Raw genomic sequence first — 13,091 nt, forward strand, 5'->3', positions numbered from 1 at the left:
CCACCACCGGGTCGTCACGTACGATCCCGGTCCATGGCCCTCATCGACTCACCCGAGGCAGCGATGCGCCTGGCGCGGGCCATCTGCTCGGACGTGTCGCTCTACAACGAGGAGAAGATCGTCCGGGGGATCGAGCAGGACCGGTTCTTCGACGCGCTCCAGGACGAGCTGGAGGAGGGGCGAGAGCTGTACCGCTCCCGCGTCTCGCCCGAGCTGTTCGCGCGCACGAACTTCTACGACCGGGCCATCGTCGACGTGATCCTCCGCTCCAAGGGGCACGTGAAGTCGAAGATCTGGTAGCCGGAGACGCTCGCATCGACCGCAGGACCTTCGTCGCTCCTCCCGAGGTCGCCGGCGCGCGCCTCGACGTCGCGCTCGCGCGTCTCGCGCCCGAGCTCTCTCGCGCCCGCGTGCAGCGCCTCGTCGAGGAGGGACGCGTCCGGGTGGACGGCCGCGCGGCGAAGGCGTCGGCGCGGTTGCGCGGGGGCGAGACGGTCGACGTCGAGATCCCGCCCCCCGAGCCGAGCGGCCTCGTCGCGCAGGAGCTGCCCCTCGCGGTGCTGTACGAGGACGCCGACCTCCTCGTGCTCGACAAGGCCGCCGGCATGGTGGTGCACCCGGCCCGCGGCGCGCCCCACTCCACGGTGGTGAACGCGCTGCTCCACCGCCTCGGCGTGGGGGCCGCCGCGCCCGCCGAGGGGCTCCGCCTCGGCCTCGTGCACCGGCTCGACAAGGACACCTCCGGCTGCCTCGTGGTGGCGAAGACGGAGCCCGCGCTCGCCGCCCTCCAGGCGCAGTTCAAGGGGCGGACCGTGGAGAAGCGCTACCTCGCGCTGTGCCACGGGCTGCTCGCGCCCGAGGGGCGGCTCGACACGCCGTACGGCCGTCACCCGCGAGACCGGATTCGCTTCACGACCCGGGTGAAGAGCGCGCGGCGCGCGGTGACCGAGTGGCGCGCGCTGGAGTCGTTCCCGGCGGGAGCCACGCTCGCCGAGGTGACGCTGCTCACCGGCCGCACGCACCAGATCCGCGTCCACCTCGCGGAGGCGGGCCACCCGCTCCTCGCCGACGCCGTCTACGGGGGCACCCGCCGCGAGGCCCGGCTCCCGCCCGAGCACCCCGTGCGCCTCGCCGCCGGCGCGATCGGTCGCCAGGCGCTGCACGCCGCGCGCCTCGCCTTCGATCACCCCCGCACTGGCCGGCGCCTCGCGCTCGAGGCGCCGCTGCCCGACGACCTCCGCCGCGGCCTGCAGGTGCTCCGCGGCGCGGCGGCGACGGCGCGGCCTCGCTGAGAGGACCGAGCCAGGCCGGCGAGACCCGAGCAGCGCGAGGTCCGGCGACGGGCGGCGACGGCAAGGGGTTGTGTTTCACGGCCTCGCGGGGCCCGTCACGGGCGCGGGGAGCCGGACGCGAGCCGGCACTGCCGCGCGTAGGCGTCGAGCCGGACCGCGAGCTCGCGCCGTGCCTCCGGCGGCGCGCGCTCGGGCAGCGCGTCGATGGCGCGCTGCTGCACGGGCATGGCGGCGGCGCACTGACCGAGGTCCGACAGCACCGCAGCGAAGCCGGCCAGGATCGCGGGGCTCCACGGCGCCACGTGGACCGCGCGGCGCGCGACCGGGAGGGCCTCGCCCGAGCGGCCCTGCGCCAGCAGCTCGGAGGCGAGGTTGTGCAGCGCGGCGGCGTTGGCGGGCGCGAGGTCCGCGGCGCGGCGCAGCGCGTCCTCCCGCTCCTCGGCGCGCGGCGGGCCCCGGAGCGAGAACGCGAGGAAGGTCCAGGCGCGCGGGTCGAGCGGGTGGGCGTCGACCGCCGCGCGCGCGAGGCGCACGGGATCCTCCCCCCACAGCGCGGCGCGGTACTGGAGCGCGATGGGGTGGGCGCGGTCCTCCGCCAGGGTCTCCTCCACCTCCGCGCGCAGCGCGTCGAGCGGCTTCGCGGGCCCGTGCTGCCACAGGGCGAGGCGGATCGCGTGGACCTCCGTCGAGGGGATGCGCTGCTCGTAGTAGCCGATCGCCGCCGGCACCGGGATCTCTCGCGCGTCCGCCTCGAGCGGGCGGCGCGCGTGCGCCGCGAGCGCCGCGTCGAGCTCCTCGAGCGCGCCGGGCCGGGCCGGGTCGAGCTCGGGGAGCGCGGAGCGCCAGGCCTCCCCGGGTGAATCGCCGGAGGCGAGCCGGCGCTGGAGCGCGGTGAACGCCTCCGCGCGCTCGGACGAGAGGTAGCTCACGAGGAGCCAGCTCGCGGCGTACCAGTCGAGCACGTCGCGGGCGCCGGCGGTCCCGTCCCACGCGAGCAGCTCACGCGAGGGGACGGGGAATCGCCGCGCGCGCGCCAGCCGCGCCGCGGGGGGCGTGCCCGGCGCGGGGGCGTCGTCGCCGAGCGCCTCCATGGCGACCGCCAGCCCCTCGGCGAACCAGCGCGGCTGCCGCCGGAAGGTCCCCGCGAGGAAGTGGTGAGCGATCTCGTGCGCGAGGAGGGCGCGCTGGTCCGGGCGCAGCGTGCCAGCGAGCACGATCCGCGGCGGACCGCCCTCGCTGCGGAGGTAATAGCCCTCCGCGCCCTCGGGCGCGAACGGCGCGTACTCCGCGGCGGTGCGGAAGGCGATGACCTCGACGCGTCCCGGGGCGGGCGGCGCGGCCGGGAGCGACGCCGCCACGGCCGCGTGCATTCGCTCGAAGCGCCCGATCAGCGCCCCGGCCCCGGCGGCGTCGAGGTCGGTGCGCAGCACGAAGTGGTCGCTCGCGAGCTCGCGCCACTGCGCGCCACCTCGGTCGGGACAGCGGAACGGCCGTGGTCCACCGGCGCAGGCGCCGAGGAGCGCGAGCGAGCCGAGGACGACGAGCGCGACGCGAGGCCGCACGGAGGGATCGTAGCTCCGCCGCGGGACGCCGGCGCAAGAGGGGGCGGCCGAGCGTTACGGGGCCCCGAACGAGCTCCGGACGTCACTGCAGGCATCGATCGTCTCGAAGCCGAGGGCCACGCGGTCGTTCATGGCGGCGTGCGTCACCGCTGCGCGCGCGGCCCTCACCCCGCCGCGTCCGCCCCGGCCGGCTCGGCGGGCGGGTCCGCAGGCTCGTCCGACTCGTCCTGCTCCGCTGCAGCGGGGGGCTTCTGCGGCGAGCTGCCGGCGTCCCATCCCCTGAACTGCACCTCGACCCGGAACGTGACCGCGTACTGCGGCGCGCGGCCAGCCTCCGGAGTCCACGGCCAGAACACCTCGGGCTCGGCCTCCACGAAGAGCCAGCGCCGGTACACGTCCGTCCGGAGGCGGGTGGCCACGCGGTAGCGATCGATCTCGGGCCGCAGATCCGTGGCGCCCCTCATCCCGACGCCCACGGAGCCGAACACGGTGCGGGTGAACGCACGCAGCGCCATGAGCTCGGTGGACCACTCCACCCCGGGGCTGACCTCCGTGAGCTGGGCCGAGCCGCTGAGGCGGAGCAGCGCCGCGCGCTTGATGCCGCGCTCGAGGTGCGCGTCCACGGAGGTCCCGAAGTGCGTGTCGGTCCGCCAGAACCCGGTCGTCGCGAGCCGGGTGAGGAAGAGGTCGCCGACGGGGATGGCCCAGCGCAGGCGCGCCCGCGCGAACCCGCCGGGAGGCAGCTGCAGCAGGACGCCGGCGCCCAGATCGCCGTGCGCGATGAGCCCCTCCCAGAACCTGAGCCGTAGCTCCGCGCCGCCGGATCCGGCCGGCTCGGGCTCCTCCGTGTCCTCGCCGAACATGGTGGTGAACGCGTCGCGGGTCTGCCCCTCCACCACCAGGCGCAGCCGCCGCAACAGGCGGTTGAAGCCGGGCAAGCGGAGGTCGGCGCGCAGCGCGGTGGTGTAGGTGGGCACGCGCCCTTCCTCGAGGCGAAGCTCGTTGCGCCAGCGGAAGAACGACGTCGATCGCTCCGCGTCCAGGGCGGTCTCGTCGGAGAAGAATCGGTCGAACACCAGCACCGGCGCGAAGAGCTGCTCGGCGACGAAGGCGTGGGTCGCGTCGAGCCAGTTGTCCTCGAGGGCGGCCCGCTCCCGCGCCCGTTCCTCCGGTTGCTCCTCGGGGATGGCCGGGGGGGCGCCGGGCGCCTCCGGCGCCTCCTTGCGCGGGAGCTTCAGCCCGAACCGGGCCCTCGGGGCCGACGGGGCGACCTCTTCCACGGGGGAGACCAGCGCCGGCGGGGGTGGCGTCGCGGGCTCGACCGCGCCGGCCCTCGCCCCCGGCTGGGCGAACGCCAGCCGAGGCGCGACGATGGTGAGGGGGGCGAGGGCGGCGAGGAGGGGCAGGCGACTCGGCACGGTCGCCTGCACGTTAACCCGCGCGGGCCCCGCCGGACAGTGGAGCACCCGACCGTCGCGGCGGGACGGAGGAGGGGCACGCGCTACAGGAACAGGCGAGCGTAGACGGAGAGGAAGCGCTCGTCGCCGCGGCTGCGATTCTCGGCGAGGAGGCCGCGGGAGCGGGGGAAGCGCTCGAGCGGCAGGAATCCGGAGCTCGTCCCGTCGTCCTTCCCGACCAGGTTCGAGAACTTCACGTCGGCGCCCACCGTCACGTTGTGGACCGGGGTGAGCTCGAGCCCGGCGCTCACCGGCCCGGCCATGCGGGCGTCGAAGTCGGAGCGCTCGTTCAGGGGGATGTCCACGCCGACGTTCCCGAACGCGGAGAGGCCGGGGAAGATCTGGAGCTGCAGCCCGAGCGCGGCGGCGACGGCGTCCGTGAACGCGACGGCGTCGCGATCGTTCAGGAACGAGGTCCAGTCGACGTCGGCGAGGACGGCGAGGCTCGGCCCGAGGGTGCGCTTGTAGAGCAGCCCCACCGCGCCGGTCCAGAGGGAGTCCGAGAAGTCGAACACGTTCACGCGGGCCTCGATCGCGACCTGGGCCTCGGAACCCATGCGCACGAACCCGAAGCGGGCGCGGCCGCCGATGTCGTCGTACGTCTCGTCGCAGTCGCCATCGTCGCCGGCGAAGCACAGGCCGGTGGAGTGGATGACGCCGAGCTGCAGGTCGTCCGAGACGCCGAAGTCGATGCTCGCAGGGAGGCTCCAGTCCGCCACCCGGGGATCGTTCCTGTCCGAGATCTCGAACCGCACCGGCACCCCGAGCTCGATGAGCCCCCGTGACAGGGTGAGCGGCTGACGGACGAGCTCCTGCGTCGGGTAGGAGTCCTTGGCGTACCGTGTGCCCGCCCCCTCGTCGAGCTGCGCGCGCGCGGGTGCGGCGGCGAGCAGGAGTCCGACGGCGGCGACGGCGAAGCGCAGGTTGGCGTTCTTCACGGCGTGCTCCCTTTCTCCCAGGGTCACTTCCACGCTCGTTCTATGAAGCCGCGCACGCCTGGTCCGCAACGGCATGCGGCCGCACCCCGGCGGGCAGTCACCTCACCGGCCGCGACGGCTCCGACGCAGGCGCGCTCGCCGAGCCCTCGGGCGGCCGCGCCTCGAGGCGGCGCATGACGCCCCGTGATCGGATTGACGCAGGGTCGATCTCGAAGCCTGCGTCGTGGAGGGCACGCTCCGTCTCCCGGTTCGGGTGGCAGCCCCCCGAGATCGTGGTCCAGGCGGGCTGCGTCCGATCCTGGAGCGCGCCCAGCGCGCCGCCGCCCCGCACGTGCTCGAGCGCCCGCAGCGTGCCGGAGGGAGCGAGGACGCGGCGCACCTCGGCGAGCGCGCGCGGTACGTCCTCCACGCTGCAGAGCACGAGCCCCGAGACGACCGTGTCGAACGCGCCGTCGCGGAACGGCAGCGCCTCGGCGCGCGCGAGGACGAGGGGGACCCGGGGCGCGCGCCGCCGGGCGCGGGCCAGGTTCGCCCGGTGGGGATCGACCGCGATGGCCGCCGCGTCGCGCGGCAGGAGGGGGAGGTTCCGCCCGGTGCCCGTGCCGAGGTCGAGCACTCGGCCGCGCGCGCCGCCCGCGAGCCAGGCGCGCCACCGGCCGAGCCCCCCGCGCTCGAGGAGCGCCAGGCCGAGATCGTAGAGCCAGGGGATCTGCTCGAGGCCTCGCATGTGGGACCGCTCGCGTGGGGCTGCCGTCCGGGACGTTACTCCAGGTAGCCCTGCGCCTGCAGCCGGAAGAGGTGGGCGTAGCGGCCATGGCGCGCCACGAGCTCGCGGTGGGTGCCGAGCTCCTCGAGCCGGCCCCCGTGGAGCACGGCGATCCGATCGGCGATGCGAACCGTGGAGAAGCGGTGCGAGATGACGATGGCGGTCCGGTCCGCCGCCAGCTCCTTGAAGCGCTGGAAGAGCTCGTGCTCGGCCTCCGCGTCGATGGCGGCGGTCGGCTCGTCGAGCACGAGCACCTCGGCGTCCTCGCGCATGAACGCGCGCGCCACGGCGAGCTTCTGCCACTGGCCGGAGGAGATCTCGTGCCCCGCCTCGAACCAGCCGCCGAGCACGGTGTCGTAGCCCTGCGGCAGCGCCTCGACGAGCGCCGCGGCGCCGCCCCGGCGCGCGGCCTCCGCGATGCGGGCGCGATCCTCGACGAAGGCCGGGTTCCCGAGCCCGATGTTCTCGGCGGCGGTGAACTGGTACCGCACGAAGTCCTGGAACACGGCGCCGATGCGCTGGCGCAGGTCGGCAGGATCCATGTCGCGCAGGTCCACGCCGCCGTAGCGGATCTCCCCCTCGGTCGGATCGTAGAGGCGGAGGAGCAGCTTCACGAGCGTGCTCTTCCCGGCGCCGTTCTCGCCCACGAGCCCGAGCTTCTCGCCCGGCGCCAAGGTCAGGCACAGATCCCGCAGGGCCCAGGCGGTCTTCCCCGGGTAGCGGAAGGAGACGTGCCGGAGCTCGATCTCCGCCGGCCGGCCCCGGGGCGGCCTCCGCGGCGGCCGCTCGCGTGGCTCCTCGCCGCCGGTCGGGATGTGCAGGTACCCGAAGAGATTGGACATGAAGAGCGCGTCCTCGTACATGCCGCCGACCGCCGAGAGGATCGCCTGCACCGATCCCTGCCCCTGCCGGAACACGGCGATGTAGAGGGTGAGGTCGCCGAGCGAGATGTCGCCGCGGGCCGCTCGCCCGGCCATGAGCGCGTACATCCCGTAGAACGCGAGGAGCGAGACGAGGCCGAAGGAGAGGCCGGCGCGGAGGCGCCGGACCGCGAGGCGCCGGTCCTCGTCGAAGAACTTCCGGAAGAGCGCGCGGTAGCGGTCGAGCACGAGCGGCCCCAGCCCGTAGAGCTTCACCTCCTTCACGTGGCTGTCGCGCGTCAGGATCCACTCGAGGTAGTTGAGCCGCCGCCCCTCCGGGGCGCGCCAGGTCCAGAGCCGGAACGACTCGCCCGAGAGGCGCGCCTCGGCGAGGAAGGCCGGCACGGACGCCGCCACGATGACGAGGACGCTCACGGGCGAGAGGCGGAGCAGGAGGCTGGAGAGCGCGACCAGGGTGACGGCGTTCTGCCCGATCGCGAACGCCTGCATGACGAGCGAGAGCGGCCGCGAGGACGCCTCGCGCCGCGCGTTCTGCATCCGGTCGTAGACCTCGGCGTCCTCGAAGTGGCGCAGCTCGAGCTCCAGCGCCTTCTCCAGGATCCGCTCGTTGATGCGGTTCCCGAGCGCGCCGCGCAGGAGCTCGCGGCGCAGGGCGAGGAGGCGCCCGGCCGCCATCTGCGCGGACATGAGCCCGAGCTCGATGGCGACGAGCCACAGGACGCGCTCGCGGTCCGCGGCGAGGCCGCTGCGGGCCGCGGCGACCACCCCGTCGACGATGAGCTTCCCGGCCCAGGCGATGCCCGCGGGGAGCAGCGCGAGGACCAGCGTGAGCGCGCCGACGAGGAGCGCGCCGCGGCGATCCGCCTCCCACACGAGCCGCATGGTCCCCGGCACCTGGCGGAACACCACGCGCATCCCTTGCAGCCGCTCGCGGAGCGTCTCGCGGGTGGCGCGGGGCGGCGGCGGGAGAGGGTGGGAACGGGCGGCGGGCACGGCGCCCGCTATAACCCAGCCGACGAGCGAGATCGACGGCACACCCGCTCGATTTCTCCGGCGCGCTGTCGTAGATCAGCGGGCGATGAACATCCCGGAACGTCGGAGCGACGCGACGACGGCGATGGCACCAGCCGAATGGTCCATCGACCGCGCGACCCAGTTCTACAACATCGCCGGATGGGGGGCCGGCTTCTTCTCGGTCAACGAGAGGGGGCACGTCGTCGTCCACCCGATGGGCCAGCCCGGCCCCGTCATCGACCTGATGGACGTGGTCGAGGACATCCGCGAGCGCAAGATCGGCTTCCCCTGCGTGGTCCGCTTCCAGGACGTGCTCCGCGCGCGCGTGAAGCAGATCAACGAGGCCTTCGCGAAGGCCGTGGCGGAGATGGGGTACGGCGCGCGCTACCTCGGCGTCTACCCGATCAAGGTGAACCAGATGCGCGAGGTGGTCGAGGAGATCCTCGACGCCGGCGCGCCGTACAACTACGGCCTCGAGGCGGGCTCCAAGGGCGAGCTGCTCGTGGTCCTCGGGATGAACACCAACCCCGAGGCGCTCACCATCTGCAACGGGTACAAGGACGAGGAGTACCTGCGCCTCGCGCTCCTCGGCCGCAAGCTCGGCCGCAAGGTCATCGTCGTCATCGAGAAGCTCTCCGAGCTGCCGCAGCTCCTCAAGCTCGGAGAGGAGATGGGCGTCGAGCCGATGATCGGGCTCCGCTCCAAGCTCACCACCCGCGGCACGGGGAAGTGGGAGGGCTCGTCCGGGGACTTCGCCAAGTTCGGGCTCACCGTCCCCGAGCTCATCCACGCCGTACGGATCCTCAAGGACGCGAAGAAGGAGCACTGCGCGAAGCTGCTCCACTTCCACGTGGGCTCGCAGCTCACCGAGATCCGGGTGGTGAAGGACGCCGTGAACGAGGGCGCCCGCGTCTACGCGAAGCTCCGCAAGATGGGGCTGCCCATCGAGTACTTCGACGTCGGCGGCGGGATGGGCGTCGACTACGTCGGCGTCCAGACGAACGGGAACGCCCAGCCCGGCACCATCGCCTCTACGGTCAACTACACGCTCGACGAGTACGTCGGCGACGTCGTCTACAACGTCCAGCGCGTCTGCGTGAACGAGGGCGTGCCCGAGCCGAACCTCGTCACGGAGTCCGGGCGGGCCATCACCGCCCACCACTCCTGCATCATCATGAACGTCTTCGGCCACATCGAGATCGGGTCGGCGGAGGAGATCGCCGCCGCCTCGGCGCCGAAGCCGGACGAGCCGAAGCTCGTGCGGGAGATGCGCGAGATCGTCTCCTCGATGACGCCGCGAAACCGGGCGGAGGCGTACCACGACGCCGCGGCCAAGAAGGAGGAGGCGCTCCAGATGTTCAAGCTCGGCATCCTCGGCCTCGAGGAGCGGGCGGTCGTGGAGAGCCTCTTCTGGAAGCTGGTGCGCGGCATCGCCGACCTGAACCGCGGCAAGAAGCGGCTCCCGCGCGAGACCCGCGACCTGGCCGACAAGATCGCCGACCAGTACATGGCGAACTTCTCGCTCTTCCAGAGCGCGCCGGACCACTGGGCGTTCGACCAGCTCTTCCCCATCGTGCCCTTGCACCGGATGGGCGAGGTGCCGACGAAGGACTGCACCATCGTCGACATCACCTGCGACTCGGACGGAAAGATCGATCGCTTCATCGAGAACGACGGCGTCGACGAGACGCTCTCGCTCCACTCCCTGCGCCCCGGGGAGCCCTACTACCTCGGCATGTTCATGACCGGCGCCTACCAGGACATCATGGGCGACATGCACAACCTGTTCGGCCGGGTGAACGAGATCCACGTGTTCGTGGACGACGAGGACCCCGAGGACTTCTACATCGAGGAGGTCATCCCCGGCGACACCATCGAGAAGGTGCTCTCGCGCCTGCAGTACGAGCCCGCCGAGCTGTCGCGCCGGGTGAAGGGCGCGCTCGACGGGAAGGTGAAGGAGGGCGCCATCCGGCCGAAGGAGGGCGTGTCGCTCGCCGACTTCTACGAGTCGGTGATGAAGGGCTACACGTACCTGGGGGGCGTGTGACCCGCGCGATCGGTTGCGCCGCGGGCGTCCCGCGGTAATCGAAGCGAGGTGGCGGAGCGCTCCCGAAAGCCCGGGGAGACCTACGAGTCCTACGCCGAGCGCCTCATCCGCGAGGCGCAGGAGGAGGGCGCCTTCGACCGGCTCTCCGGGGCGGGCAAGCCGCTGCCGCTCTGCGGCGGGGCGCTCCCCGAGGCGTGGTGGATCAAGGAGAAGCTCCGGCGGGAGCAGCTGTCGAGCCTGCCGGACTCCATCGCCATCCGCCACGAGGCCGAGGCGGTGCTCGCCGCCGTGGCGCGCGAGGGCGACGAGCGGCTCGTCCGCGAGCGCCTCGAGGCGCTGAACGCCAGGATCCGCCGGCTGAACGCGACCTTCACCGGCTGGCCGCCCACCACGCTCGCGCCCCTCGACGTCGAGGAGGTCCTGCGACGCTGGCGAGCAGGGCGGCTCGACCCGGCCGCCGCGAGCGCGCCCTGATCTCGGAGGAGCTCCTCGCGTGAAGGTCCCCGCCCTCGCCTCCTCGGTGCCTCGGCGGCGGCCGGACGACGAGCTCGAGGCGGCCCGGGAGAGCTCGCTGCGCGCGCTCGGCTCGTCGCGGTGAGTGCGGGTCGGGTCCCCCACAGGGCCGCGCGCGCAGGACGTGGCGGCGCCATGGTGGGCGGACCACCACGGGCGGCGCCGCGCCGCCACGAGGAGCGCGCATGAGCGGGATCTACAAGAAGATCGAGATCGTCGGCACGTCGCCCACGAGCTTCGCCGAGGCCACGCGAATGGCCGTCGAGCAGGCGTCGAAGTCGATCCGGCACATGGCGTGGTTCGAGGTCGTCGAGCAGCGCGGGGCCATCAAGGATGGCAAGGTCTCGGAGTTCCAGGTCACGCTGCGCGTCGGGTTCAAGCTCGAGTGAGGGGATGAGCGCCGCGGGCGCCGGGAGCGCGGGCGTTCTCCCTCGGTGCATGAGGGACGTCCGCACGCGACTCTCGGTGAGCGGTGGGGGTGCTCACGCAGGGTGATCTCGGGTGGTCTCGGAGCCGACATGCCGACCCGGCCTCTGCCGCGCGACGTCTGGGCCGTAGGAGCGGCGTACGAGGCCTATGTCGGCCGCTGGAGCGAGCTCGTCGCGCGCGAGTTCGTGCGCTGGCTCGGCGTGCCCCCGCATCGCCGCTGGGTGGACGTCGGTTGCGGAGCGGGAGCGCTGGCGCGGGCGATCGTCGAGCTCGCCGCGCCCGAAACCGTGGTCGCGGTCGATCGCTCCAAGGGCTTCGTGACCCATGCACGCGCGGGCGCAGGCGATCCTCGGGTGGCGTTCCACGTCGGAGACGCGCACTGGCTGGCGGTTCCGTCGAGCAGGTTCGACGTGGCCGTCTCGGGCCTGGTGCTCAACTTCGTGGCGGACCCGGGGAAGATGGTGTCCGAGATGGCGCGCGTGGGCCGGCCGGGGGCCACCGTCGGGCTGTACGTGTGGGACTACGCCAGCGGCGTGGAGCTGATGCGCCGGTTCTGGGACGCGGCGACGAGGCTGGACCCAGCGGCGGCAGCGCTCGACGAAGCCGTCCGCTTTCCGGGCTGCGCGCCCGCGCCGCTGGCGGCGCTCCTCGGCGCGGCGGGCCTGTCCGACGTCGAGACGCGCGCGATCGACGTGCCCACCCACTTCCGCGACTTCGACGACTACTGGTCGCCCTTTCTCGGCGGGCAGGGCCCCGCGCCGGCGTACGCCATGTCGCTGTCCGAGGACCGTCGCGTCGCGCTGCGCGAGGCCATCCGCGCGTCGTTGCCGGTGGCATCCGACGGGTCGATCGCGCTCACCGCACGCGCATGGGCGGTGCGCGGATCCAAGGCGCACGTCACGGCGCCGCCGTGAGGTGAGACGGTGCGGTCCACGCGCCGAGGCCCGGACTGTGCGAGCCGGCGGGGTCGCGCTCCTCGTCGGTGGGACGCTGCGGCGCGCGTCCCGACACCCGCGCGCGCGCGGCGTTCGCGGAGTGTCATCGGCTCGCCGTTGCTGAAGCGGCGCACCACCACCACCTTCATGGAGCGGGGAGCCTTCCCGCGGCGAATCGAGCGACGTTGGAAGGGGGCGCGCGCATGACGAAGTATCTTGCTGTGCTGGCGGGCGTGCTCGCGTTGGTGAGCTGTGCCTCTTCGAAGCCGTCGGAAAGACAGGAAGCCCCTACCACCGCGGCGGCCCCTTCGGCGACGCTGCCTCGGGCGAGCGCGCCGTCTCCCTCTCCCGGCGCGCCCGATCAGGCGAACGCTGACCTCGCGAGCGCGCAGGCGCGTCTCGAGGAGGCGCAACGTGAGCTGGAGCGGGCCAGGTCCGAGTGGGCCGCTGCGGACGCGGAGGCGCAGAGCGCGAAGAACCAGATGGACATGGCGAACAAGGGCGCGGACAGCGTGGCTCAGGCGCGCGCCGCCGAGCTCGCCCGCGCCGCCGAGGCGCACCAGCGCAGCGCCACCACGCACCTCGACTACGCGAACAAGCTCGTGGCAGCGCGCCGGGCCGACGTGGAGGTCGCGCAGCTCCACCTGCGCACCGTCGAGGCGGGAGGCGACGCCGCCGCGTCGACCTACCCGAGCCAGCAGACCGATCCGAAGCTGGTGGCCGCTCAGGACGCGGAGAAGGCCGCGCGCACCCGGGCATCGGAGCTCGGCCGGGCAGCGCTCGCCGCCCAGCGCGCGTGGGAGGACGCGGCCGGTCGCGCACGCGCCGGCGCCCCGACCGATGTGACGACCAGCGGCACGGGGCTCGGTGACGCGACGGACACCGGCGGGCTCGGTGAAGGCACGGACACCGGCGGGCTCGGTGAAGGCACGGACACCGGCGCAGCCACTCCCGCGCCGAGCCCTCCGGCGCCGGAGCCGGGGCGCTGAGCGGCATAGGGTTCCGACGTTCGTTGCGGCCGCACCAGCGGCGCGAGGCGGGCCGGCGCGGCCGGTAGAGCGAGACGAGCGCGGGCATGCGCGCTGCTCGCCTACGTCTGCGTAGCACAGCACGCTCGGGTCAGGTCGCGTCGGGATTGACGGCAGAGCAGGGGAATCGAACCCCCCAACAGCGCCTCTCAGCACCATCCACCGGTTTTGAAGACCGGGCCCGGCACCAGCCTAGGACGCTCTGCCGCCCGTGGGTTTACGCGCGCCC

General features: G+C 73.5%; 12 protein-coding genes and 1 tRNA gene. 7 read left to right on the plus strand and 6 right to left on the minus strand.

What is annotated here, in order from left to right; translation table 11 throughout:
• Nucleotides 1-33 precede the first annotated feature (33 nt).
• Nucleotides 34-300, plus strand: coding sequence for a hypothetical protein (locus ANAE109_RS09970; RefSeq protein WP_012096738.1), 267 nt, complete (start codon nucleotides 34-36; stop codon nucleotides 298-300).
• Nucleotides 294-1,292 carry an RluA family pseudouridine synthase gene (locus ANAE109_RS09975; protein ID WP_049768711.1) on the plus strand — a complete coding sequence of 333 codons (999 nt, stop codon included), beginning with the start codon at nucleotides 294-296 and terminating at the stop codon, nucleotides 1,290-1,292. Before ANAE109_RS09970 ends, ANAE109_RS09975 begins: the two co-directional genes overlap by 7 nt.
• A 95-nt stretch (nucleotides 1,293-1,387) precedes the next feature.
• Here the strand turns inward: ANAE109_RS09975 and ANAE109_RS09980 are convergent, their stop codons facing one another.
• The 5 genes from ANAE109_RS09980 to ANAE109_RS10000 form a co-directional block, all read right to left on the minus strand.
• Complete coding sequence (locus tag ANAE109_RS09980) at nucleotides 1,388-2,854, minus strand: hypothetical protein (RefSeq protein ID WP_012096740.1); 1,467 nt, start codon at nucleotides 2,852-2,854, stop codon at nucleotides 1,388-1,390.
• A gap of 164 nt (nucleotides 2,855-3,018) precedes the next feature.
• On the minus strand, nucleotides 3,019-4,272 hold the full coding sequence (locus tag ANAE109_RS09985) for a hypothetical protein (RefSeq protein WP_143827941.1): 1,254 nt from the start codon (nucleotides 4,270-4,272) through the stop codon (nucleotides 3,019-3,021).
• An 83-nt stretch (nucleotides 4,273-4,355) separates the two neighbouring features.
• The gene (locus ANAE109_RS09990) at nucleotides 4,356-5,249 is read right to left on the minus strand and encodes a hypothetical protein (RefSeq protein WP_041448251.1); all 894 of its coding nucleotides are present in this window, start codon (nucleotides 5,247-5,249) and stop codon (nucleotides 4,356-4,358) included.
• 97 nt (nucleotides 5,250-5,346) lie between these two features.
• On the minus strand, nucleotides 5,347-5,976 hold the full coding sequence (locus ANAE109_RS09995; RefSeq protein ID WP_012096743.1) for a class I SAM-dependent methyltransferase: 630 nt from the start codon (nucleotides 5,974-5,976) through the stop codon (nucleotides 5,347-5,349).
• Between the two features lie 35 nt (nucleotides 5,977-6,011).
• On the minus strand, nucleotides 6,012-7,811 hold the full coding sequence (locus tag ANAE109_RS10000; protein ID WP_083776843.1) for an ABC transporter ATP-binding protein: 1,800 nt from the start codon (nucleotides 7,809-7,811) through the stop codon (nucleotides 6,012-6,014).
• Between the two features lie 202 nt (nucleotides 7,812-8,013).
• On the opposite strand from ANAE109_RS10000, the gene speA reads away from it, so the two are divergent.
• The 5 genes from speA (at nucleotide 8,014) to ANAE109_RS24840 (ending at nucleotide 12,823) form a co-directional block, all read left to right on the plus strand.
• Nucleotides 8,014-9,957, plus strand: coding sequence for a biosynthetic arginine decarboxylase (gene speA, locus ANAE109_RS10005; RefSeq protein ID WP_234945279.1), 1,944 nt, complete (start codon nucleotides 8,014-8,016; stop codon nucleotides 9,955-9,957).
• 48 nt (nucleotides 9,958-10,005) lie between these two features.
• A complete protein-coding gene (locus ANAE109_RS10010) occupies nucleotides 10,006-10,431 on the plus strand; it encodes a DUF1992 domain-containing protein (RefSeq protein WP_012096746.1) in 426 nt (141 codons plus the stop codon).
• A 224-nt stretch (nucleotides 10,432-10,655) separates the two neighbouring features.
• Nucleotides 10,656-10,859, plus strand: coding sequence for a dodecin (locus ANAE109_RS10015; protein ID WP_012096747.1), 204 nt, complete (start codon nucleotides 10,656-10,658; stop codon nucleotides 10,857-10,859).
• Between the two features lie 129 nt (nucleotides 10,860-10,988).
• A complete protein-coding gene (locus ANAE109_RS10020) occupies nucleotides 10,989-11,813 on the plus strand; it encodes a class I SAM-dependent methyltransferase (protein WP_012096748.1) in 825 nt (274 codons plus the stop codon).
• A 224-nt stretch (nucleotides 11,814-12,037) separates the two neighbouring features.
• The gene (locus ANAE109_RS24840; protein WP_012096749.1) at nucleotides 12,038-12,823 is read left to right on the plus strand and encodes a hypothetical protein; all 786 of its coding nucleotides are present in this window, start codon (nucleotides 12,038-12,040) and stop codon (nucleotides 12,821-12,823) included.
• Nucleotides 12,824-12,973: 150 nt separating this feature from the next.
• Here ANAE109_RS24840 and ANAE109_RS25140 read toward each other — a convergent pair.
• A tRNA-Sec gene (locus ANAE109_RS25140) sits at nucleotides 12,974-13,069 on the minus strand.
• Between the last annotated feature and the right edge of the window lie 22 nt (nucleotides 13,070-13,091).

The sequence above is a fragment of the Anaeromyxobacter sp. Fw109-5 genome (genome assembly GCF_000017505.1).
In the GTDB taxonomy this organism is placed as follows: Bacteria; Myxococcota; Myxococcia; order Myxococcales; family Anaeromyxobacteraceae; genus Anaeromyxobacter.